The following is a 21,266-nucleotide window of genomic DNA, read 5'->3' on the forward strand; positions in this document are numbered from 1 at the left end:
TTCTCCTACTTGGCGTTGGCGAGCGCCGTCTTGGCGTCGCTGAAGAACTGGGTCACGCCGGCCGCGATCGACATCTTGCCGAACGCGACCTGCTTGGCCGCCGAGTCGAGCGCGGTCTTGACGTCGCCGTAGCCCGGCGGCGCGGTCGGCGCGGTCGGCAGGGCGTCCTTGGCGACCTGCGCGGCCACGTACTCGCCGAAGTCCATGTCCGCCTTCTCGGGGGCGGTGGCGGTCGGCGCGAGGAGGTTCTTCGCCTTGTCCGACGGCGGGAGCCCGCGCTGCAGCTTCATCGTCTTGATCGCGTCGTCGTCGTTGAGGAAGAAGTTGATCAGCTTGGCCGCGCCCTCCGGGTTCTTGCTCTTCACCGGGATGCACAGCAGGACACCGCCGCTCGGCGCCTGGCCCGTCTTGCCGTTCGCGCGGGGCACGACGACCAGCTTCAGCTCGTGCTGGGTCAGCGGCTGCATCTGGGCCAGGCCCCAGCCGGTGGTCATCGCGATCTGGCCGGTGATGAACGGGTGGTTGCCGGTCGCGGCGTCGGTGTTGCTCAGCAGCGTCGGCGGGCAGATCGCGCCGGCCTTGCGCAGCCCGTCCCAGAAGGTGAACCACTCGGTCAGGTCGTCGGGGCCGAACCCGAGGGTCTGGTCGGCGGTGTAGAGGTCCTTGCCGCGCTGGCGCAGCCACGGCTGCAGTGCGCCCGAGTGGTCCTTCGACGCGTCCAGCGCGCCGTACTTGTCCGGGCCCCACGCCTTGGAGACCTCGGTGGCGATGGTGCCGAAGTCCTGCCACGTCCAGTCGTTGGTCGGGGGCGAGATCTTCAGCTGGTCGAAGAGCGTCTTGTCGTAGAGCACCGGGGCGTTGCCGGAGCCGGAGGGGACGCCGTAGGTCTTGCCCTTGACCGTGCCCGCACCGCGCACCGGCGCGTACAGGGTGTCCAGGCCGATCGTGCCGGGGACATAGGTGCCCAGGTCGGTGAGCACGTTCCGGCCGGCGTAGGTGCTGACGAGCGCGGTGTCCATCTGGAAGATGTCGGGCGGGTTGCCGCCGGCGAACTCCGTGTTCAGCTTGTCGAAGTAGCCGTCGTAGCCGGAGTACTGGGTGGTGACGGCGATCCCGGTCTTGTCGGTGAAGATCTTCACCGCCTTCTGGTAGGCGTCGTTGCGGGCGTTGCCGCCCCACCAGCGGAAGGTCAGCGCGTTGTTCCCGCCGCCGGTTCCGCTGCTGCTGGGCGGTGCGAACCCGCAGCCCGCGAGCGCGGCCGAGGCCACCCCCGCCCCGGCGATCCCGAGAAATCCCCTCCTGGACAGGTGCTGTGCCATGGCGGTCTCACTTTCTGCTGCTGGAGTGCGGGGTTTTCAGCCTTTGATCCCGGAGTTGGCCACGCCGTCGACCAGCCGCTTCTGGCAGACCAGGAAGACCACGACCGTCGGGACGAGGGTGACCACCGACATCGCGAGCATTCCGCCGTAGCTGGACCCGCTCGCCCGGTCGATGAAGGAGTTGAGTCCCAAGGGGACGGTGTAGCGCGACTTGTCGGACAGGTAGACCAGTTGGCGCAGGAAGTCGTTGAACGTCCAGATGAACGTCAGGACGCCGGTCGTCAGCAGGGCCGGCCGCAGGAGCGGGAGGATCACCGAGAAGAAGATCCGGCCGTGCCCGGCGCCGTCGATGGCCGCCGCTTCGTCCAGTTCGCGGGGAATGCCCCGGATGAACTGCACCATCAGGAAGATGAAGAACGAGTCGAACGCCAGCAGCTGCGGCACCACCAGCGGCAGGAACGTGTTGATCCAGTTCAGCTTGTAGAAGATCGTGTACTGCGGGATCATCGTGGCCTGGAACGGCAGCATCAGCGTCCCGAGCATCAGCCCGAACCAGATCTTGCGGAAGGCGAAGTCCAGCCGGGCGAACGCGTACGCGGCCAGCGAGCAGGAGGCGATGTTGCCGATCACCACGCAGATCGCGATGGTCGCCGAGTTCGTGAGGTAGACGGTGAACGACGTCCCGGTCGCGGTCCAGCCGCTCAGGTAGTTCTCGAAGGTGAAGTGCCACGGGATCGGGTTCAGCGTGCTGAAGATCTGGTTCTCCGGCTTGAACGACGCCCCGACCAGCCACACCAGCGGGTAGATCATCACGACGACCGCGACGAGCAGCACCGTGTGGGCGCGCCAGTGGTACTTCGTGGTCTTGATGGCCATCTCGGTCCTTCCCGGTACGAGCGCGTGTCAGTCCGCGTAGGTGACCCAGCGCCGCGACGACGCGAAGTAGAGCGCGGTGAAGAGGCCGATCACCAGGAACAGGACCCACGCCATCGCCGACGCGTAGCCCATCTGCAGGCTCGTGAACCCCTTGCGGTAGAGGTAAAGCGTGTACAGCATGGTCGAGTCGATCGGCCCGCCGAGGCCGCCGCTGACCACGTACGCCGGGGTGAACGTCTGGAACGCGTTGATCGTCTCCAGGACCAGGTTGAAGAAGATCACCGGGGACAGCATCGGCACGGTGATCCGGAAGAACACCCGGATCCGGCCGGCGCCGTCCAGCTCCGCCGCCTCGTACAGGTCCTTCGGGATCTGTTTCAGCCCGGCGAGGAAGATCAGCATCGGCGTGCCGAACTGCCAGCCCGACAGCAGGACCAGGGTCCACAGCGCGAACCGCGGGTCGCCGATCCAGTCCGCGCCGCGGACGCCGAAGAAGCCCAGCACCTGGTTCAGCAGACCCTGCTGCGAGAAGATCTGGCGCCACATCACCGAAACGGCGACGCTCGCCCCGAGCAGGGACGGCAGGTAGAACACCGAACGGTAGAAACCCAGCGCGCGCAGGCCGCGGTTCAGCACCGCGGCGACGACGAGCGCGGCCGCGAGCTTGAGCGGCACGGAGAACAAGACGTAGGTGAGCGTGACCTTGACCGAGTGCAGGAACTTCTCGTCCTGCCACATCGCCAGGTAGTTCTGGAAGCCGACCCACTGCGGCGAGCTCAGCAGGTCGAACTTCGTCAGCGACAGGTAGAGCGAATATCCCATCGGGATCAGGACGAACCCGAAGATGCCGAGGAACCACGGCGACAGGAAGGCGTACGCCGCCAGGTTGTCCCGGTGCCGCTTCCGGCGTCGCCCGGCGGGCGTGGTTTTCGCCGCCGGCGGGACCCCGGCTTCGACGGGGTGCGTTGCTGCTTCGGCTGACATCGGCTGCTCCCGGGACTCCAGCGTGGACCGGCAGTGCCCCTGAAAGACGGGCGGCTGCCGTGGCACTCTTCCGACGCACGCGGTTCCAGTGGTTCCGTCCCAGGGAGCTGGAAGCGCTTTCTCGGCACTCTAGGCAGCGCCGTCCGCCGCTGTCAACGCACCGCCGTTCAGCCCTCGGCCACCACCGCGCCGATGCCTCTTTCCCTGGCCAGGTGCGCGGCGCCGAGCACGGTCGCGCGCGCACCCAGCTCGCTCACCACGACCTCGGTCGGCCAGCTCAGCCGATCGACGGTGGCGACGACACCGGGCAGGAGCAGCCGGTTGCGTCCCACGCCGCCGCCGAGCACCACCAGGCCCGGGTCGACGACCGCGCACAGCGACGCGGCGAGGTTCCCCACGGCTTCGGCGTGTTCCCCCACGATCTCCAGGGCAACCGGGTCGCCCTTCTCCGCCAGCGCGAACAGCGCGGCGGCCGTCTTCGGCGCCGGATCCGGCCGTCCGGCCCAGCGGCCGCGGGCCCGGCGCAGCAGCGCCCGCGAACCGAGCCGCGCTTCCAGGGCCTCCGGGGCGGGCGACCGGTCGTCCGCCCACGGGTACGCCAGGCGCGCGACCTCCCCGGCCGCGCCGCTGGCCCCCCGGACGAGCCGTCGCCCGATCACCACCCCGGCCCCGATCGCCACGCCGACCTGCAGGTACACGAAGCTGTCGTGGTCGGTGCCCGCGCCTTCGGCCAGTTCGGCGATCGCCGCGCAGTTGACGTTGTTCTCGGTGCGGACAGCCGCGCCGTCGGGCAGCCCGAGCGCGGCCACGACGTCCCGGACCCGCGCCATGGTCGCCGGATCACCCCGTCCGGGCGGGGAAACCACTTCGGACACCGCCACGACCACGGCGCGAAGCGGGCCTCGCGCACCTCCGCGCCCAAGTGCCGCCTGGACCATCGCGGCCGCGGAAGCGGGCCGCGAGGTGTGGTCCTCGTCGAGGAGCTCCCCGTCGAGCCCGGTCGCGCGCAAGGCCACCTGCGTCGATCCCCGGTCGACCGCCAGCACGTACCCCGCCCGGGGGCCCAGCCGGTAGACCGCCGCCGTCCGCCCGGTGGCCCCCGCCGAGCTGCCACTGCGCTCGGCGAGCCCCGCGGCCTCCAGTTCCGCCATCACCAGGGACACCGTCGGTTTCGAGAGCCCGCAGGCCACCGCGAGCTGTGGCCGGGTGGCCTGACCGGCGGCCGCCAGCGCGGCGAAGACCTCGCCCGCGCGGTCGCCGATGCCCGTTTTCGCCATCTGCACCCACTTTCCCCCGGTGAAACTGTCGAATGCCACCCATGGCCCGCGCGTCCGGGAGCCGGTCCGTTGACAACGCGGGCGTTCGTTTGTTTACTACTTAACCAAGTGCGGGTCCCAGCCGCATCATCGCTTTTCCGGTCCACAATGGGCAAGTTTTCCGGGAAAGCGCTTCCTGACCACATCGACCGGTCCGGCGCCCAGGGCGGCAGGGAGGCTGCGAAGCGGATGAACCCGATCCTGCTGCCGAGCCAGCACGCGAGCGCGCACGACCTTCCCGACGATCCGGCGCACCTGGACGCGGTCCTCGCGGACGCGGTCACCGCCGCGCTGGCCGCCCAGCAGCCCGACGGCAACTTCGAGGACCCCGCGGCCGACGACGACATCGGGGACATGGCCCTCGGCGTGATCTCCCTGCTCTGCCTGGCCTGGCGGCGCCGGCCGCCGGACGATCCCGCGTTCCCCGGCGCGGTACGCCGCGGCCTGGACTTCTTCCTGGCGAACCGGGTGTACCGGCACGACAACCCCGGCGAGCCGTTCCTCCGCGTCCGGAACAGCGGCCTGCCGTACGCGCGGTACATGCCCGGGGACGGCGAACACCCCTTCGGCGACTGGCCGAGCACGGTGTGGGCGATGCTGCACGCGGTCAACGTCCTGGAGCTCGGCGAGGGCCTGCTCACGGACGAGCAGTACGCCGAGGTGACCGAGCTGGCGCTGGGCTACTGGCGGTGGCTGACCGAAGCGAGCATGGTCAACCCCCAGCAGACGGCGAACCAGGCGATCGGCGCGGTCGTCGCGGGCCTGATGCTCGGCCGCCACCTCGGCTGGGTTTCCCGCGAGCGCGAAGGCAAACGCGTCACCACGACGGCCATGCGGCTCTACACCGACGTGATCCGGCCGGCGCGGCTGACCGACCGCGGGTTCGCGCTGCCGGCGGAGCACGGCGCCGGCCATGACCAGAACTACCTGCCGATCTCGCTGTCCTTCCTGGCCCAGGCCCACCGGGTGACCGGCGACCGGCTGTTCCTCGACGACGGCGCGGAAATCGCCCGGCACCTCGACTGCCGCCTCTCCGCGCGGGGCTTCGACTACGGCGGGCCGCGGTACAGCGAGCAGCACTGCGGTGCCGAAGGCATGCTGGGCCTCCGGTACTTCAGCGCCCACCTCGAGACCGACCTCGGCCGCTACCTCGCCGACCGCCGCGTCACCTACTACCCGGTGGCGAAAACCGGGGCGCCCAGCGGGCATTTCGCGTTCACGACCGTCTGGCTGTACCAGGACGACAGCAAGTGGCACCGGACACCGGCTTTCCCCGTCACGACACCGTATTCGCTGCGCCACCGCGCCGCGTCGGTGTCACTGACGGGCAGCCACACGCCGTACCTGATCGACGCCGGACGCGCCGTCGTCATCGAGTCCGTGGTGGCGGGCCAGCACGGGATCGGCCCGGTCCTGCGCTACGCCGACGGCCACCGGACGCTGCTCACCCGCGCGCTCGGCCCGCTCCGCGTCCGCGACGCCCGGGACGGCGACCTCGCCGCGCGGCTGGTGACCAAGGCGGTGGTCACCCGCGAGCAGGTGATGCTGAGCGTCCAGCAGCTGTTCGTGACCGACGGACGGCGGGTGACGCTGTTCGCCGTGGTCCCGGCGGAGTGCGAGTTCCTCGCCGGGCTGCCCTACGTCGAGGAAACGGAAGCTGGTCAGCGCAAGATCGTCACCGTGGCGGAGCCGGGCGGAGCACCGTTCGACCTCGGTACACCGGGCGCGGTCCTGCACACGGCCGGAACGCTCCTCGCGGGCAGCATGGCCATCACCTCGGGTGCGACGTTGCGGGTGGTCAACCCCCCGGCGGGGCGAACGAGCTTCAGCAGCCCGGAAACGATCGGCCTGACCCAGGAGCAGCTGGCGTTCTCCCTGGCCGACGACCCCCGCGGCTACGGAAACCCGGACGCGGGCTGGCACCGGGTGACCGACACGAACCACGTCCTCGCAGGCCCGCTTCCCGATTCTCCGCCGGGGTCGTCGGTCTTCGCGGTGCGGTACGGCCCGCACGGCGACGTCCCGTTCACCGTCGAGGTCCGGGACACGGCCGGCGGCCTGCTCATCGAGGCGCCGGGATTCTCCGTCGTCGCCGGCGATCCCGCGGGTGACGCGGACGGGGAACCAGTCCTCCGGTTGACGGCGCATCCATGACCGAGCCGGTCACCCCGCCTGTGCTGGCGTGCGTTCGCCGACGTGCCGGCGTAGTGCCGGTGCTATCTCTTCGCCCAGCCGGTGCAGCGATTCCACCACCGCCTCGGCCGGCAACCCGCCCCAGTCGACCAGAGCCTGCACCCGGTCGAACCGCAGCACGTCGTGCAGCTCCGCGAGCTTGGCCGAGACGTGCTCGGCGGTCCCGATCATCAGGTGCTGTCCGGCCCGCATCCCCAGCTCGAACTGCTCGGCCGTGACCAGGAAGCCACCGCCACCAGGGTGCTTGGGGCGCAGGAAGTCCCGGTAGTACGGATAGGTCGACGTTGCCTCCCGCGTGCTCGGCGCGCCGAGGTAGTGCAGCGCGACGCCCAGCCGCAGGTCGTTCGCGTGCCCGGAACGGTCGCCGGCCTCGCGGTAGACGTCCGCCAGCCGGCGCAGTTCCGTGGGCGTCCCGCCGATGTATCCCAGGATCATCGGCAGTCCCAGTCTTCCGGCGCGGGCCGCGCTGGCCGGGGTTCCCCCGACGCCCAGCCACACTGGCAAGGGCTCTTGCACGGCCCTCGGCAGGATCGCCGCCGCGTCATCGAGCGGAGCACGGAACCGGCCCTGCCAGGTGACGGCCGGTCGTGCCCGGATCTTCAGCAGCAGCTCGAGTTTCTCCTCGAACGCGTCGTCGTAGTGGCTGAGGGGCAAGCCGAAGAGCCGGAACGGCTCGGGGTAGGCGCTGCGGCCCGCGGTGATCTCGGCGCGGCCCGCACTCAGCAGGTCGAGCGTGGCGAAGTCCTGGTAGACCCGGACCGGATCGAGGGCGCCCAGGGTCGTGACGGAACTGGTCAGCCGCAACCGGGTCGTCCTGGATGCGATCGCGGCCAGCACGACGGCCGGTGAGGACACCGCGAAGCCGGGGTTGTGGTGCTCGCCCAGCCCGAAGTGATCGAGCCCGAGTTCGTCGGCCTGCACGGCGAGCGACACGATCTGTTCGACGCGGCCCTGGTGCGTGCGACGAGTGCCGTCCACGGTGACCGGCTGCACGTCGGCCAGCGACGCGATCCCGATGTCGACCGGCCGGCTCACGCCCGGACCGCTTCCTCTTCGTCGACCGGGATCCAGCCCTCGCCGAGGTCGATTTCGCCCACGTGGTGGTACGCGTCGGCGCCCCGGCGCGTGAACGTGTCGCGCAGGGGCACGGTGGCGCCGTTCATCGTGATGGTTCCCAGGAACCGCAACCGGTCGCCCGCCCAGCCCGCGGAGCGCTGGACCGCGCGTCCGCCGTTGCTGTCGTACCAGTCGGCGACGAATTCGCCGGCGGCCGGGTCGTAACCCCACACGTAGCGGGCACTCAGCGGGGCCGGGTTCTCCGGTGTCGGCAGTTCGGCCGTGCCCAACGTGATCCAGAAGCCGCGCTGCTCACGGACGCCGTCGATCCGCATCCGGATCGGCTTGCGCGGGCCGAACGGGGTTTCGTGGAAGACACCGGGCGCGTCCCAGCCGCCCAGGAAGAAGTCCAGCTCCCGCAGGCGCTCGTGCGGCACCGGGGCGAGGGTCTCGGCCGGATCGGATGTCATGAGGTTCCTCCCTAGTAGCTTCAATTTTCAAAGTACACTATGGAAAACATAGTTGGCAACGAAAGTCAGAGCCTCCTAATGTGCTCGATGACATGGAGGCGAAACGCGAAGAGCCGGGGCCCGCGACCGAGCGCCCCGACTTCCACACGGCCATCGAGCTGATCGGCCGCCGGTGGACCGGCGTGATCCTGGATCAGCTGCGCTCGGGCGCGTTGCGGTTCAACGAGTTGCGGGAACGCATCCCCCGGATCACCGACGCGATGCTTTCCCAGCGGCTCAAGGAGCTCGAGCTGGCCGGAGTCGTCGAGCGGGTGGTGACGGTCGCCCGGCCGGTCGAGGTCCGGTACACGCTCACGGGCATCGGTTCGCGGCTGGGGCCGGTGCTGGACGCGGTCAAGGTGTGGAGCGCCGACTGGGCGGCGCACCAGGCCGGAGAACCCGGTTGAGATCCGCCGGCACTTTCGGCGGCTGAGCTGCCCGGAAGGCGCGAAGTCTGGCACGATCGGCCCATGGCCAGGACCGGGCGGACGCGCGGACTCGCGATGGCGGCCGCCCTGCTGCTGATCCTCTCCGCCTGCACCGGCGGCTTCGGGAACCTCCGGCTGCGGATCGCCGGCGGCAACCCCGGCGGCGTCTACGACGGGCTCGCCCAGACTCTCGCGACGGCCTGGCAGGCCGACCTGGACATCGAACGGCCGCAGGTGCTGCAGACCCAGGGCTCGCCCGACAACGTCAACCGGGTGCTGGCCGGCCAGGTCGACGTCGCCTTCGTCGCCGCCGACGTGGCCGAGGAGCAATACAAGACCCACCCCGAACTGGCCGCGCTCGCCCGGATCCACGACGACTACCTGCACATCGTGGTCCGCACCGAGTCCGACATCCGGTCGGTGGACCAGCTGCGCGGCCACCGCATCGCGATCGGCTCGCCGGCCTCCGGCGTCGAGTACATCGCGGACAAGTTGCTCGACGCGGCCGACCTGACCGGCTCGGTCAGCAAGACCCGCCTCGGCCTCGACGACTCCATCGGCGCGCTGCTGCGCGGCGAGGTCGACGCGTTCTTCTGGTCCGGCGGGCTGCCGACGCCGCGGATCGTGAAATACCAGAACCGGCTGCGGCTGGTCGACGTCGCCGACGTGATGCCGAAGATGCGGGCGCTCAGCCAGGTCTACGGCACCGCGACCATCCCCGCGAGTACCTACGCCCAGACCGCGCCGGTGACCACGCTGGTGGTGCCGAACTTCCTGCTGGTGCGGCAGTCGATGAACGCCGACGTCGCCGAGGCGCTGGTCCGCGGCCTGTTCGACGCCCGGCGCCAGCTCGCCAAGGCCAACTCGGCGGCGCTGTCGATCGACGTGCACCCCGGCATCGAGACCCAGCCACTCCCCCTGCACCCCGGGGCGCTCCGCTACTACCGGGCGGCGAAGACCTAAGCCGCCGGGAACGTCATCGTGATCCGGAGGCCGCCGCCTTCGGGCAGGTCCAGCTCGAGTTCGCCGCCGGAGTGCGCGACGAGCTCGCTGACGATCGCCAGGCCCAGTCCCGAGCCGGGCACGTTCTGGTGGGCGGGGCTGCGCCAGAACCGGTCCCGCGCGCGGTCGAGCTCGTCGGGCCGCAGCCCCGGCCCGTGGTCGCGCACCGACAGGCGCACCCCGTCGCCGTCGCGCTCGACGGCGACCCGGATCTCCGTGCCGGCCGCGGTGAACTTCAGCGCGTTGTCGAGCAGCGCGTCCAGGATCGTCTCGGCGCCGCGCGGCGGCACGCACACCCGCGCGCCACCGCCGTCGGTGTCGACGACCAGCCGGACGTCCCGCGCCTGCCCGACCACCGACCAGTCGGCGACCCGCTCGGCGACGACGTCGTCGAGCACCACCGGGTCCAGCTCGCCACCGGACGCCTCGGCGCGGGCCATCGACAGCAGCCCGTCCAGGATTTGGTGCAGCCGCCCCGCGTCGACCCGCGCGGCCTCCAGGTCGGCGGCCGCCGGCTCGTCGTCGACGTGCCCTTCGAGGTTGCCCAGCCGGATCTTCAGCGCCGTCAGCGGGTTGCGCAGCTGGTGGGAGGCATCGGCGACGAACGCGCGTTGCGCGGCCAGCGCACCGGACACGCTTTCGGCCATCCGATCGAAGGAGCGGCCGAGCTGCCGCAGCTCCGGTGGCCCGCCGCTCTCCCCCACCGGCTCGGCCTCCCGCCCGCTGACCACGGACGCCACGAGCGCGCCGGTCGCGTCGTCGAGCCGCTGCACCGGCCGCAGGATCCACCGGACCACCGGGACCGCCACGGCCAGCGCCAGCGTGAAGGCGAGGATTCCGCCTGCGGCGAGCAGCAGCCACCACCACAGCACGTCGGCCCGTTCGGTCCCGGTGTCGGACACGGTCACCACCGCGCCGTGCACCTCGCCGTCGGCGAGCACCGGTTCGGCGAGCACCAGCGGCGTGGCGTCCCACGGCATCAGCACGCCGCCGGGCTGGGAGCGGCGCCCGGCCAGTGCCTCGTGGACCGGACCGGTGATCCGTTCGGCGTGGCTGTCGAGCCGCGCGCCGTTCGGCCCCAGCGCGCTGGCCACCTGCCTGCCGTCCTGGTCGAAGACCAGCACCTGGACGCCGTACACCTCGGTGTAGCGGTGCAGGTCGGGCTCGATCAGCGTCGGCTTGTTGTCCAGCAAGGGCCGCTGCGCCAGCGACGCGAACCGCGCGGTGTCGGTCAGCCGGTCGAGGAACAGGTCCTGCTGCGCGCCGGCGGCGATGCTGCGGGCCAGCGGGATGCCCAGGCCGAACACCAGCAACGCCACCAGCGTCAGCACGATGCCCTGCAACCGGACGCGCACGCCCCTCAGCTCCGCGCGACCTGGCCGCCGAGCCGGTAGCCGACCCCGCGGACCGTCTCGATCAGCGCCGGGCGGCCCAGCTTCGTCCGCAGCGTCGCGACGTGGACGTCCAGCGAACGGCTCTCCGCGGGCCCGCGGTGCCCCCACACCTCGGTGAGCACGTGCTCACGCGAGCACACCGCGCCGCGGGCGCCCGCCACCAGCGCGAGCACCTGGAACTCCTTGCGGGACAACGCGACCGTCCGCCCGTCGACCAGTACCTCGTGCCGGGACAGGTCGACGCTGACGTCCCCGACGCGGATCACCACCGGCTCGGCGGCCGGGTGCTCCCCGCGGCGGCGGCGCACGGCTTCGACCCTGGCCATCAGCTCCTCGACGTCGTAGGGCTTGACGAGGTAGTCGTCGGCGCCCGCGCGCAGGCCCTGGATCCGGTCGTCGACCTCGCCGCGCGCCGACACGACGATGATCGCGACGTCACTGACCGCCCGGATCTGGCGGCAGAGCGTCACGCCGTCGATGTCGGGCAGGCCGAGGTCGAGCAGGATGACGTCGACCTCGTGCACCCGGTCGAGGACGCCGGCGCCGGTGGCCAGCCGGGCGATCGCCAGGCCGCGGCGGGTCAGCGCCGGGATGAGCGCACCCGCGACCCGGTCGTCGTCCTCCACCAGCAGCACCCGCACCCGTCCGCCTCCCATGGTGACCTGCTCCACCGGCCGGTATGGCGAACTCTAGGACGTCCGGGCGGCCCCCGCACCGGCCACCCGGACGGTCACTCCCCGTGACTTCGGGTGGACACCCCCCAAAAAGGACATCGATACTCAGTTGAAACCCTAAGTATTGCTCAAGCGGCCTTGCCAGCCGGTACGACAACGGTAGGTTCTCGCCATCGCGTGGTGACCCATGCCCGATTTGCACGAACGACCCTGGAGGCCAGATGACCGCGGAGGTGGCGGCGCCGATGATCAAGGCGGCCGCCGTGAACAAGTACTTCGGCGACCTGCACGTGCTCAGGGAGATCACGCTCGAGGTGCCCCGCGGCCAGGTCGTCGTGGTGCTGGGCCCGTCGGGGTCGGGCAAGTCGACCCTGTGCCGGGCGATCAACCGCCTCGAGCCGATCAACTCGGGTGAGATCGCCGTCGACGGCGTCCCGCTGCCCGCCGAGGGCAAGGCGCTGGCCGCGCTGCGGGCCGACGTCGGCATGGTGTTCCAGTCGTTCAACCTGTTCGCGCACAAGACCATCGTCGAGAACGTCATGCTCGCGCCGGTCAGGGTCCGCAAGGTCGGCCAGGCCGAAGCCCGCAAGACGGCGATGGAACTGCTGGAGCGCGTCGGCATCGCCAACCAGGCGGACAAGTACCCGGCCCAGCTTTCGGGCGGTCAGCAGCAGCGCGTCGCCATCGCGCGGGCGCTGGCGATGCGGCCCAAGGTCATGCTGTTCGACGAGCCGACGTCGGCGCTGGACCCGGAGATGGTCCAGGAGGTCCTCGACGTGATGACGGGCCTGGCCAAGGACGGCATGACGATGCTCGTCGTCACCCACGAGATGGGGTTCGCCCGGCGGGCAGCCGATCGGGTGATCTTCATGGCCGACGGCGAGATCGTCGAGGACACGACGCCGGAAGAGTTCTTCACCGCGCCGAAGAGCGAGCGCGCGAAGGACTTCCTCGGCAAGATCCTTACCCACTGAGAACGTTCCGCGGCGCCGTCGGCGTCCGGGTGACGACACACAGGAGAGATTCACATGAGGATCCGCACCCTCGCGGTGGGACTGCTCGCCGGTGGCCTGGCGCTGACCACGCTGACCGCCTGCGGCAAGGAAGGCACGCCGGCCACGCCGGGCTCGGGCGACCAGAGCGGCTCGAACGCCCCCGCGGCGCTGAGCTACCCGGTGGCGACCGGCGTCGACCTGGCCGGCTCCCCGGTGTTCGCCAAGATGAAGTCGGCGGGCGCGCTGACCGTCGGCGCCAAGGACGACCAGCCCGGCCTGGGTCTGAAGGACCCGACGACCGGCAAGTTCGGCGGCTTCGACATCGAGATCGCGAAGCTCGTCTCGGCCGGCCTCGGCTTCGACCCGGAGAAGATCACCTTCCGCACGGTCGACTCGGGCGCCCGTGAGCAGACGATCGCGAACGGCGACGTGAACTACTACGTCGGCACCTACTCGATCACCGACAAGCGCAAGGGGCTGGTCTCCTTCGCCGGGCCGTACTTCCTCGCGGGCCAGGACCTGCTGGTGCGCAAGGACGACAGCTCGATCACCGGCCCGGAGACCCTGAAGGGCAAGAAGGTCTGCTCGGTCACCGGCTCGACCCCGATCCAGAAGGTCCGCTCGCAGAACCTGACCGAGCCGAACAACATCGTCGAGTTCCAGAAGTACTCGCAGTGCGTCGAGAAGCTGCTGTCGAAGGACGTCGACGCGGTCACGACCGACGACGCGATCCTGAAGGGCTACGCCGCGCAGGACCCGGACAACCTGAAGGTCGTCGGCAAGACGTTCTCGACCGAGAAGTACGGCATCGGCCTCAACAAGGACGACAAGGTACTGCGCGACAAGGTCAACGACATCCTGCAGAAGGCGATCGACGACGGCACGTGGAAGAAGATCTACGACGCCACCCTCGGCAAGTCGGGCTCGGAGGCCAAGGTCCCGACCCTCGAGAAGTACTGACGTTCGCGTGACGGCCGGTGGATCGGGCTTCCCGGTCCACCGGCCTTCTCCATCCACCACCTGACCACCTCTGGCAAACGGACGCGGGGAAGGCTCCATGGACGTCCTGCTCAACAACCTGGACCTGTTCGGTCCGTTCTTCCTCACCACGATCGAACTGTTCCTGCTCTCGGCCGTCGGCGCGCTGGTCTGGGGCACGATCCTGGCCATGCTGCGGGTGAGCCCGGTCCCCGTCTTCCGCGCTGTCGGCACGGCGTACGTGACCATCGCCCGGAACACCCCGCTCACCCTGGTGTTCGCGTTCTTCGTGTTCGCGTACCCGCTGCTGGACATCGTCAAGCTCGACTACTTCCCGGCCGCGGTGACCGCCCTGACCGTGTACACCTCGGCGTTCATCTGCGAGGTCGTGCGCTCGGGCATCAACACCGTGCCGGTCGGCCAGGCCGAGGCAGGCCGGGCGCTGGGGCTGACCTTCGGTCAGATCCTCGGCCAGGTCGTGCTGCCGCAGGCGCTGCGCTCGGTCGTGCCGCCGCTGATCAGCACCCTGATCGCGTTGCTGAAGAACACCACCATCGCCGCCGGTTTCTCCGTCGCGGAGGCCGGCGCGATCCGCTCGTACCTGTCCGAACGCGGGGAGAACCAGCTGATCGGCCTGCTCTGGGTCGCGCTCGGCTTCATCATCCTGGTCGCCGTGCTGTCGTTCGTCCAACGCAGCCTGGAGAAGCGCTGGAGCGTGGCCCGATGACCAACGTCCTGTTCGACGTCCCGGGCCCGAAAGCGCGGCTGCGGTACCGCACGTACGCGGTGGTCGGCACGCTCGTGGTGCTCGCGTTCATCGGCTACATCGGGTGGCGCTTCTACGACAGCAGCCAGTTCACCGCCCGCAAGTGGGAGTGGCTGCAGTACGCGCAGGTGCAGCGCGACCTGGTCGGTGCGGTGCTTTCGACGCTCCAGGCGTTCGCCGCCGCGGCCGTGCTCGCCCTGATCTTCGGCGCGATCTTCGCCGCCGGGCGGCTGTCCGACCACGCCTGGATCCGCGGGGTCGCGGGCTTCGTCGTGGAGTTCTTCCGCGCCATCCCCGCGCTGATCCTGATGTTCCTGTTCTACTTCGGCCTGCCGACCGTCGGCGTGCCGGCCAGCCCGTTCCTCGGTGTGGTGTTCGGCCTGACGCTGTACAACGGCTCGGTGCTCGCCGAGGTCTTCCGCGCGGGCATCCAGTCCCTGCCGAAGGGCCAGAGCGAAGCCGCGTACGCGCTCGGTATGCGCAAGACGCAGGTGATGTTCCTGGTCCTGCTGCCGCAGGCGATCCGGGCGATGCTGCCGACGATCATCAGCCAGCTGGTCGTGCTGCTGAAGGACACCGCCCTCGGCTTCATCATCACGTACCAGGAGCTGCTCTACTACGCGCGCTACATCGGCTCGCAGGGCACGTTCGGCCGGCCGATCGTGCCGTCCACGATCGTGGCGACCGCGATCTACGTCGTGATGTGCCTGCTGCTGACGGCGCTGGCGACGTACCTGGAGCGGCGCAACCGGCGCAACAAGAAGGTCGTGGTGGCGCCGCCGCCACCCGTGACCGAGACCCTCGCCGCCGCGTCGGCCTGAGTCACCCGTTCGAGGCCCCCGGGACACGTCCCGGGGGCCTTGTCGTGTCCGGTGGGTCTCCCCTAGCGTCGGCGGCATGGATGTCGCACTGGTGACCGGCAGCTCCCGCGGCCTGGGCCGGGTGATCGCCCGGCGGCTGGCCCGCGACGGGTTCGCCGTCGCGGTCAACGGCCTCCACGACGACGCCGACCTGAAGACCGCCGCGGAGGGAATCCTCGCCGAAGGCGGCCGGGCGGGGGCGTTCGCCGCGGACGTGACGGACCGGCGTCAGGTCGGCGAGCTGGTCGACGCCGTCACGGCGCTGCTGGGTTCGATCAGTGTGCTGGTGCTCAACGCGACCGGCCCGCAGCCCGAGGCGCCGGTGTCCCAAGTGGACTGGCCGGACCACCTGGCGCAGCTGGACTTCTTCGTCCGGTCGCCGGTGCTGCTCGGGCACGCGGTGCTGCCCGGCATGCGCGCCCGCGGGTACGGGCGCATCGTGCACGTGGATTCGGAGGTCGCGGACCGCCCGCCACCGGGCCGTTCGGCGTACGCGACGGCCAAGAGCGCCCAGATCGGCCTGACCCGGGCGTGGGCGCGCGAGCTGGCCCCGGACGGCATCACGGTCAACACGGTGGCACCGGGGTTCGTCCCGGTGGAGCGGCACGCGGAGGTCGAGGCGGCCGAGCGGGAGGCGTACCGGGCCTCGGTCCCGGCGGGCCGCCTCGGCACCCCGGAGGATGTCGCGGCGGCGGTGAGTTTCTTCGCCTCGGAGGAGGCGGGCTTCGTCACCGGCCAGCGCCTGCTGGTCGACGGCGGCCGCTCGCTCGGTTAGTCCGGGACCAGAGCGAGGATCCCGTCCGTGTCACGGGCGAGGAAGTCGCCGAACGGGACCAGGTTCCGCAGCTCCGGGTGCCGGTGGGCGACCTCGGGGCGCAACACCATCAGTTCCGGTGTGATCGTCACCGGAGTCGGACCGCCGATCACGATGTCGTCGAGGTCGGTTTCCTGCGACGGTCCCCACCGGTCGACGACCAGGCCGACCGCGGTCGGCCCGGTCGCCCGGAACTCGGCCAGCAGCCGGCGGATCACCGTGTCCTGTCCCTTCCGGTAGACCGGACCGCCGAAGCCGTCGAGCCCGTAGTCCTCGACGACCACGCCGTCACCGGCCTGTCTCAGCGTGCAGATGACGTCGGCGTCCTCGTCGTCGGTCATCCAGTACTGGAAGGTGAACCCCTCTTCGCCGAGACCGGCCATGGCGGCGAGCAGGCCGTCGCGGTCCATTTCGACCTGCTCGCCGATGGTCTCCCACGCACCGCTGATCGCGGTGATCCGGCCGGTGCGGGGATGGCTCAGCACCATCCCCGCCGCCGCCAGTGAGTCCACCCGCCGGCGCACCTGTTCCGGTGACCAGTCGCGCCGGTACAGCCGGACGAATCCGTATGACATTCCTGCCTACTTCGGGAAGCTGAGGACGTTGCCGTCGCCGAGCCACTTCTTGGCGAGGTCGAGGGCCTCCTGTGGAGTGCCTTCCTCAAAATACGCCAGTGCCCGTACCCCCGCCTGATCTGCGCCCCACTTCAGGATCTTCATCTGGGTGCCCAGCTTTTTGGGATCGAACGCCTTGCTGTAGCCGCCGACCGCGATGTACTCACCGTTCGGCCCGAACACATCCACCCCGGTCCTGTTGACGCCCGGCATCACGATCTGGAAGTCCTGGCCGTCGTTGGTCAGCTCCTTGGTGCGCCGGCCGCCGACGATGTCCGCGACCTTCGACTCCCGCGCGTCGCCGAGCGCGTTGCCCGGGTTCTCGGAGAGGTTCTTGATGTCGTCGGCCATGCCCTCCATGCCGTGCATGGCCATGGCCAGGCCGCCGATCAGCTCGGCGACCCCCGCGTAGATCGCCGGACCCGAGGTGAACACGCACGCGATGGCCCCGACGAGCGCGCCGCCGATGCCGCCCGGTATCGCACCGACGCCGGCGAAGGCGGCACCGCCGCCGGCGCCGATCGCCGCACCCGCGCCGACCTCCTCGGCGCACGCCGCGATCGCGCCACCGGCGACCGACGCGCCGCCCAGCGCGGCTCCGACGCCCGCCGCGGTCTCGGCCAGGTGCTGGATGAGCGCGAGCAGCTCGCCCGAGTGGTCGCGCACGTATTCGAGGGTGGCGCCGGCCATCGTGTCGATCATGGACAGCAGCTGGTTGGCCGCGTCCAGGAGGCTCTGCAGCTCCGGGTGGTCCTTGATGGTCTGCGCCACCGCGTCCCGGACCTGCTGGACGGTGCCGCGCATGTCCATGACCTGCTGCTTGGCGTTCTCCTCGGCCTGCTTGACGCCGACCGCGTTGTACGCGTCGGCGGCCGCCTTGCTGGCCTCCAGCACGTCCTTGCCTGCCGCGTCCGCGTCGGCCTGCGCCCGGGCCGCCGCCCCGCGGGCCTCCGCGGCGTACTCGTTGGCCAGTGCGGCCGACTGCGCCGCCTGGGCCGCCGATCGCTGCGCGGACTGCGCCGCCGCCTGCGCGTTCGACGCCGCCCACCGGGCGGTCTCGGCCGACTGGGCCGCCTGGGCGGCAGACCGCTCGGCCTGGTCGGCGGAGGCCTTGGCGTCCTCGGCGTGCCGCTGCGCCTCCGCGGCGGAGTCCTTCGCCGCCTGGGCCGCCGCGGCGGCTTCGGCAGCCGAACCGGCGGCGTTGGCCGCGTACTCGGCGGCGAGGGCCGCCTGCTGATGTGCCAGAGCCGCGGCTTCCTTCGCGTTGGCGACGTAGCCGTTGATCTGGGCGACGTGCTGCGCGGCGTCGGCGTCCCGCCACGCGGCGCTGTACTGCCCGGACTGGAGGAACTGGCGGACGTAGGTCCACGGACCGGACAGCGCGGCGTTGGCCGCGGCCTTCACCTCCGGGCCGCCCTTGTCCAGGATCTTCTGGACGGCGATCCGGTCGTCGTTCTTGGCCGCGGTGAACTGCCCGGTCTTCAGGAACGCTGCGACGTCGGCCGGAGTACCGGAAAGTGCGCGGTTGGCCGCGTCCTTGGTGGCCGGCCCGCCGAGCGAGGAGATGCGCTGCGCTTCGAGCCGGTCGTTGGTGACCTTGCCCTGGTAGTCGCGGGTCGTCAGGAACTGCTTCACCTGGTCGTGGCCGCCCGTGGCGGCGGTGCCGGCCGCGGCGCGCTGGGCCGGCACCAGCGAGGCGCCGCCCACGATGCTGAGGCTGAGCCGGTCGTCCTGCTCCAGCGCACCGTTCAGTCCACTCTGGACGAAGACGGTCAGCTCGGCGTCCGTGCCCGCGAGCGCGTTGCTCGCCGCGGCGAACAGCTTCGGGCCGCCGGTGTGCATCAGTTCGGCGGCCAGTTTCCGGCCGCTGGCGACCGCCGTCGCCGGCGGGGCCGCCGGGTCCTTGGCCGCGGCCAGCAGGGTCGCCGCCCGCTCGCTCAGCTGCTCCGGCTGGCCGGCGGTCCAGTGCGCCGCGACCGTCCGGGAGTCCTCGGCTTGCTTGGCGTCCTGCGCGTCGCGCGTCGCCTGGGACTGCTGCTGTGCCAGCCGCTCCGCGTCGGCGCGACGGGCCAGGCCGGCGGTGTTCTCGGCCTGGTCGGAGGCCGTCTGCGCGGCGTCGGCGGCGGTCTTCGCCTCGATCGCGGCGTCCTTGGCGCGCTGCGCGGCGCCGGCCGCCTCCCCGGCGTGCAGGGCCGCGTCGTCGGCCGCGGCGGCCGCGGCGTTGGCGTGCGCGACGGCGTCCAGCGCGGCCTGCCGCGCCTGGCCCGCCCAAGCGGCGGCGTCGTTGGCCAGCGACAGCGCGGCGGCGGCCGCGCGGCTCGCTTCGTTGGCGTTGCGCTGGGCCCGGGCGGCGGCGTTCTTCGCCTCGGCGGCGCTGGCCCCGGCCTGCTGCGCGTAGCCGCCGGCTTCCGACGACGCCGCGGCGGCCGCGGCAGCGTCGTTGGCCGCGGCGGCGGCCGCCTGCACGGTCACGGCGACGGCGTGCACGGCGTCGATCGCGTGGGTCAGCGCGTCGGCGGCGCTCTGCGCGCCGTTGGCGGCGTCCCGCGCGTCCTTCGCGGCCTGCGTCGCCCGGTCGGCCTGGCCCCGGTCGGTTGCTGCGGCGGCGGCCGCGTTGCGGGCGTTCGAGGCGGCCCGGCCGGCCATGGACGCGGCCCAGGCGGCCTGGCTGGCCGCGGCCGCGGCCTCGCGAGCCGCGTTGTTCGCCGCGTTGGCCGCGTTGATCGCGGTCTGCGCGGCGCGGGCGGCCCGGTTGGCGGCATCGGCCGCCCGCGCCGCGGCCTGGGCGGCCTGCTCGGCCGACCCCTGCGCCTTGCGCGTCTCGTCGGCGGCGATCTGCGCGTCGGCCTTCGCGGCCGCGGCGGCGGTCGCGGCCTGGTCGGCCGCGTCCTTCGCCGCCTGCGTCTGCTCCGTCGCGCGGGCTTGCGAGCTCTTCGCGAGGTCGGCGAGCTGCGCGACCGTCGCGGTCTCCTGGTCACGCTGCAACGCGACCAGGTAGCCGCTCTGGAGGAACCAGCGCACGTCGTCCGCGCTGGACGACAACGCCCAGTTGCCGACCTTCTGGACCTCGGCCCCGGCGACGTTGATCAGGCGCTGCACGGCGATCCGGTCGTCCATCACCTGGGCGCGCTGGTAGCCCTGGCCGAGGAAGGCCAGCTGGTCGTCGGACGTGCCGTTGAGGGCGGTGTTGGCCGCGCTCTTCACGGTCGGGCCGGTGGCGGCCGACTGGAGCCGTGAGACCTGCACGCGCAGGTCGGTCTGCCAGGGCTGCCGCCAGCCGTTCGCGAGGAAGGCCCGCACGTCGGCGATGGTGCCGCTGAGGGCGGCGTTGGCCGTGCGCTGCGTCGCCGGGCCGCCGGTGGAGATCATCTGCTGCACCGCGACGCGGTCGGAGACCTCCTGCAGCCGGCCCAGCCCGGTGGCCAGGAAGGCGTGCACGTCGTCGTCGGTGCCGCAGAGCGCGGCCTCGGCCGCGCGGGAGATGACCGGGCTGCCGTCGCGCATCAGCGACAGCACCTGCTGGCGTTCCGTCGGCTGCGGCGTGTCCGCCGCCGCGGCCGGTGTCGCCACGATGCCGGCGACGAGCGCGAACGCCGTCGTCGCCGTCAGAACGGCTCTCAGGTGTCGGATGCCCATGTACCCCGTTGCCCCCTCGTCAGATCCGCAGGGGGTGACGGCAGCAAGCCGCCGGCTGCCGCGCACGCGGTCCCCCCTGTGTCAGCCGAGATGTACCTTAAGGGCAGGTTCGCCGTGAAGGAAAGACTCCGATCAAGTACTGATCAACGACATTGACCGAACGGTGGAGTGGGAGATACCGTCCGGTTGTTCTCGCATGGGGGGCCATGTCGGGTCGAGGACTCAGCACTCTGTCCCGCGACGCGTGCCCAGCCCCGTCAACGACAAGGAGTGCAACCCGACATGCGTTTCCGCACCACGTTGCTCGCCGCGACCGCCGTCGCCGGCGTCTCCGTGATCTCCGGTACCGCCGCGATCACCAGCGCCGCCACCGCCGGCACGGCCGCGGACGACACCCCGCCCGGCCTGGTCGAGGATTACAGCTACCCGGGCGCCGACAAGATCCTTCGCGACCGCGGCATCACCCTGGTCAGCGGCGACGGGCACCTCCTGCTGGTCAGCTGCGCCGGTCACACAGGCGTGATCGAGGTGTACTCGACGAACAACGCGGCCGACCACGACGCAGACCCCGGCCACTACTGCTTCCAGGTGTCCGGGCCGACGGGCTACCTCAAGCTCAGCATCCCGTACGCGTTCCAGGCCAAGGGCGACGACCAGGAAGCGCACAACGTCAAGGCGACCGTCACCATCAAGGGCGCGCCGACCACGGTCAACGTGTCCACGCACGGCTGGACCGGGTTCGGCGAGGGCGCGGGCCAGGACCCGGCGACGCTGGTCGAGCTCAAGGTCACCGGTCCCTGATCCATCGTCCCTGGTGGATTCGGGTCCGGAAAGGCCACCTGCGGCGCGGGT

The 21,266-nt window shown here is 71.2% G+C and carries 19 protein-coding genes; 9 read left to right on the forward strand and 10 right to left on the reverse strand.

Annotated elements, in window-relative coordinates; translation table 11 throughout:
• Positions 1-5: 5 nt before the first annotated feature.
• The 4 genes from CF165_RS37720 to CF165_RS37735 form a co-directional block, all read right to left on the reverse strand.
• Entirely contained in the window at positions 6-1,319 is a 1,314-nt protein-coding gene (locus CF165_RS37720; RefSeq protein ID WP_093952384.1) for an ABC transporter substrate-binding protein, read from the reverse strand.
• Positions 1,320-1,355: 36 nt separating this feature from the next.
• Positions 1,356-2,195 (reverse strand): carbohydrate ABC transporter permease, encoded by an 840-nt coding sequence (locus tag CF165_RS37725; protein WP_093952385.1) that lies wholly within the window; start codon positions 2,193-2,195, stop codon positions 1,356-1,358.
• A 27-nt stretch (positions 2,196-2,222) separates the two neighbouring features.
• Positions 2,223-3,179, reverse strand: a complete 957-nt coding sequence (locus tag CF165_RS37730; protein WP_093952386.1) for a carbohydrate ABC transporter permease — start codon at positions 3,177-3,179, stop codon at positions 2,223-2,225.
• A 167-nt stretch (positions 3,180-3,346) separates the two neighbouring features.
• Positions 3,347-4,456: an ROK family protein gene (locus CF165_RS37735; RefSeq protein WP_093952448.1), complete on the reverse strand. Its 1,110-nt coding sequence runs from the start codon at positions 4,454-4,456 to the stop codon at positions 3,347-3,349.
• Positions 4,457-4,684: 228 nt separating this feature from the next.
• Between CF165_RS37735 and CF165_RS37740 the strand changes: the two genes are divergently transcribed.
• Positions 4,685-6,649, forward strand: a complete 1,965-nt coding sequence (locus tag CF165_RS37740) for a hypothetical protein (protein ID WP_093952387.1) — start codon at positions 4,685-4,687, stop codon at positions 6,647-6,649.
• A gap of 9 nt (positions 6,650-6,658) precedes the next feature.
• Here CF165_RS37740 and CF165_RS37745 read toward each other — a convergent pair whose 3' ends face one another.
• Both CF165_RS37745 and CF165_RS37750 read right to left on the reverse strand, forming a co-directional pair.
• A complete protein-coding gene (locus CF165_RS37745; protein WP_093952388.1) occupies positions 6,659-7,723 on the reverse strand; it encodes an LLM class flavin-dependent oxidoreductase in 1,065 nt (354 codons plus the stop codon).
• Complete coding sequence (locus CF165_RS37750; protein ID WP_240521958.1) at positions 7,720-8,214, reverse strand: DUF1579 domain-containing protein; 495 nt, start codon at positions 8,212-8,214, stop codon at positions 7,720-7,722. Before CF165_RS37750 ends, CF165_RS37745 begins: the two co-directional genes overlap by 4 nt.
• Positions 8,215-8,306: 92 nt before the next feature.
• On the opposite strand from CF165_RS37750, the gene CF165_RS37755 reads away from it, so the two are divergent.
• Both CF165_RS37755 and CF165_RS37760 read left to right on the forward strand, forming a co-directional pair.
• Positions 8,307-8,660 carry a winged helix-turn-helix transcriptional regulator gene (locus tag CF165_RS37755; protein WP_167441689.1) on the forward strand — a complete coding sequence of 118 codons (354 nt, stop codon included), beginning with the start codon at positions 8,307-8,309 and terminating at the stop codon, positions 8,658-8,660.
• Positions 8,661-8,723: 63 nt separating this feature from the next.
• The gene (locus tag CF165_RS37760) at positions 8,724-9,644 is read left to right on the forward strand and encodes a TAXI family TRAP transporter solute-binding subunit (RefSeq protein WP_093952389.1); all 921 of its coding nucleotides are present in this window, start codon (positions 8,724-8,726) and stop codon (positions 9,642-9,644) included.
• Here CF165_RS37760 and CF165_RS37765 read toward each other — a convergent pair.
• A complete protein-coding gene (locus CF165_RS37765; protein ID WP_093952390.1) occupies positions 9,641-11,038 on the reverse strand; it encodes a sensor histidine kinase in 1,398 nt (465 codons plus the stop codon). The two genes, CF165_RS37760 and CF165_RS37765, sit on opposite strands and share 4 nt — an antisense overlap.
• 5 nt (positions 11,039-11,043) lie before the next feature.
• Positions 11,044-11,718, reverse strand: a complete 675-nt coding sequence (locus CF165_RS37770; protein WP_167441694.1) for a response regulator transcription factor — start codon at positions 11,716-11,718, stop codon at positions 11,044-11,046.
• 278 nt (positions 11,719-11,996) lie between these two features.
• On the opposite strand from CF165_RS37770, the gene CF165_RS37775 reads away from it, so the two are divergent.
• The 5 genes from CF165_RS37775 (at position 11,997) to CF165_RS37795 (ending at position 16,125) form a co-directional block, all read left to right on the forward strand.
• Positions 11,997-12,725 carry an amino acid ABC transporter ATP-binding protein gene (locus CF165_RS37775; RefSeq protein WP_205661078.1) on the forward strand — a complete coding sequence of 243 codons (729 nt, stop codon included), beginning with the start codon at positions 11,997-11,999 and terminating at the stop codon, positions 12,723-12,725.
• Between the two features lie 54 nt (positions 12,726-12,779).
• On the forward strand, positions 12,780-13,706 hold the full coding sequence (locus CF165_RS37780) for a glutamate ABC transporter substrate-binding protein (RefSeq protein WP_093952393.1): 927 nt from the start codon (positions 12,780-12,782) through the stop codon (positions 13,704-13,706).
• A gap of 97 nt (positions 13,707-13,803) precedes the next feature.
• Positions 13,804-14,451 carry an amino acid ABC transporter permease gene (locus CF165_RS37785; RefSeq protein WP_093952394.1) on the forward strand — a complete coding sequence of 216 codons (648 nt, stop codon included), beginning with the start codon at positions 13,804-13,806 and terminating at the stop codon, positions 14,449-14,451.
• Positions 14,448-15,311: an amino acid ABC transporter permease gene (locus CF165_RS37790; protein WP_093952395.1), complete on the forward strand. Its 864-nt coding sequence runs from the start codon at positions 14,448-14,450 to the stop codon at positions 15,309-15,311. Before CF165_RS37785 ends, CF165_RS37790 begins: the two co-directional genes overlap by 4 nt.
• Before the next feature lie 76 nt (positions 15,312-15,387).
• On the forward strand, positions 15,388-16,125 hold the full coding sequence (locus CF165_RS37795) for an SDR family NAD(P)-dependent oxidoreductase (RefSeq protein ID WP_093952396.1): 738 nt from the start codon (positions 15,388-15,390) through the stop codon (positions 16,123-16,125).
• On the opposite strand, the gene CF165_RS37800 is transcribed toward CF165_RS37795, so the two are convergent.
• Together CF165_RS37800 and CF165_RS37805 are read right to left on the reverse strand one after the other, a co-directional pair.
• Positions 16,122-16,739 carry a hypothetical protein gene (locus tag CF165_RS37800; RefSeq protein WP_093952397.1) on the reverse strand — a complete coding sequence of 206 codons (618 nt, stop codon included), beginning with the start codon at positions 16,737-16,739 and terminating at the stop codon, positions 16,122-16,124. The two genes, CF165_RS37795 and CF165_RS37800, sit on opposite strands and share 4 nt — an antisense overlap.
• 6 nt (positions 16,740-16,745) lie before the next feature.
• Positions 16,746-20,414, reverse strand: a complete 3,669-nt coding sequence (locus CF165_RS37805; protein ID WP_093952398.1) for an ALF repeat-containing protein — start codon at positions 20,412-20,414, stop codon at positions 16,746-16,748.
• A 282-nt stretch (positions 20,415-20,696) separates the two neighbouring features.
• On the opposite strand from CF165_RS37805, the gene CF165_RS37810 reads away from it, so the two are divergent.
• Positions 20,697-21,215, forward strand: coding sequence for a hypothetical protein (locus tag CF165_RS37810; RefSeq protein ID WP_093952399.1), 519 nt, complete (start codon positions 20,697-20,699; stop codon positions 21,213-21,215).
• Positions 21,216-21,266: the final 51 nt, after the last annotated feature.

It is taken from the genome of Amycolatopsis vastitatis (assembly GCF_002234595.1).
Taxonomy (GTDB): Bacteria; Actinomycetota; Actinomycetes; order Mycobacteriales; family Pseudonocardiaceae; genus Amycolatopsis; species Amycolatopsis vastitatis.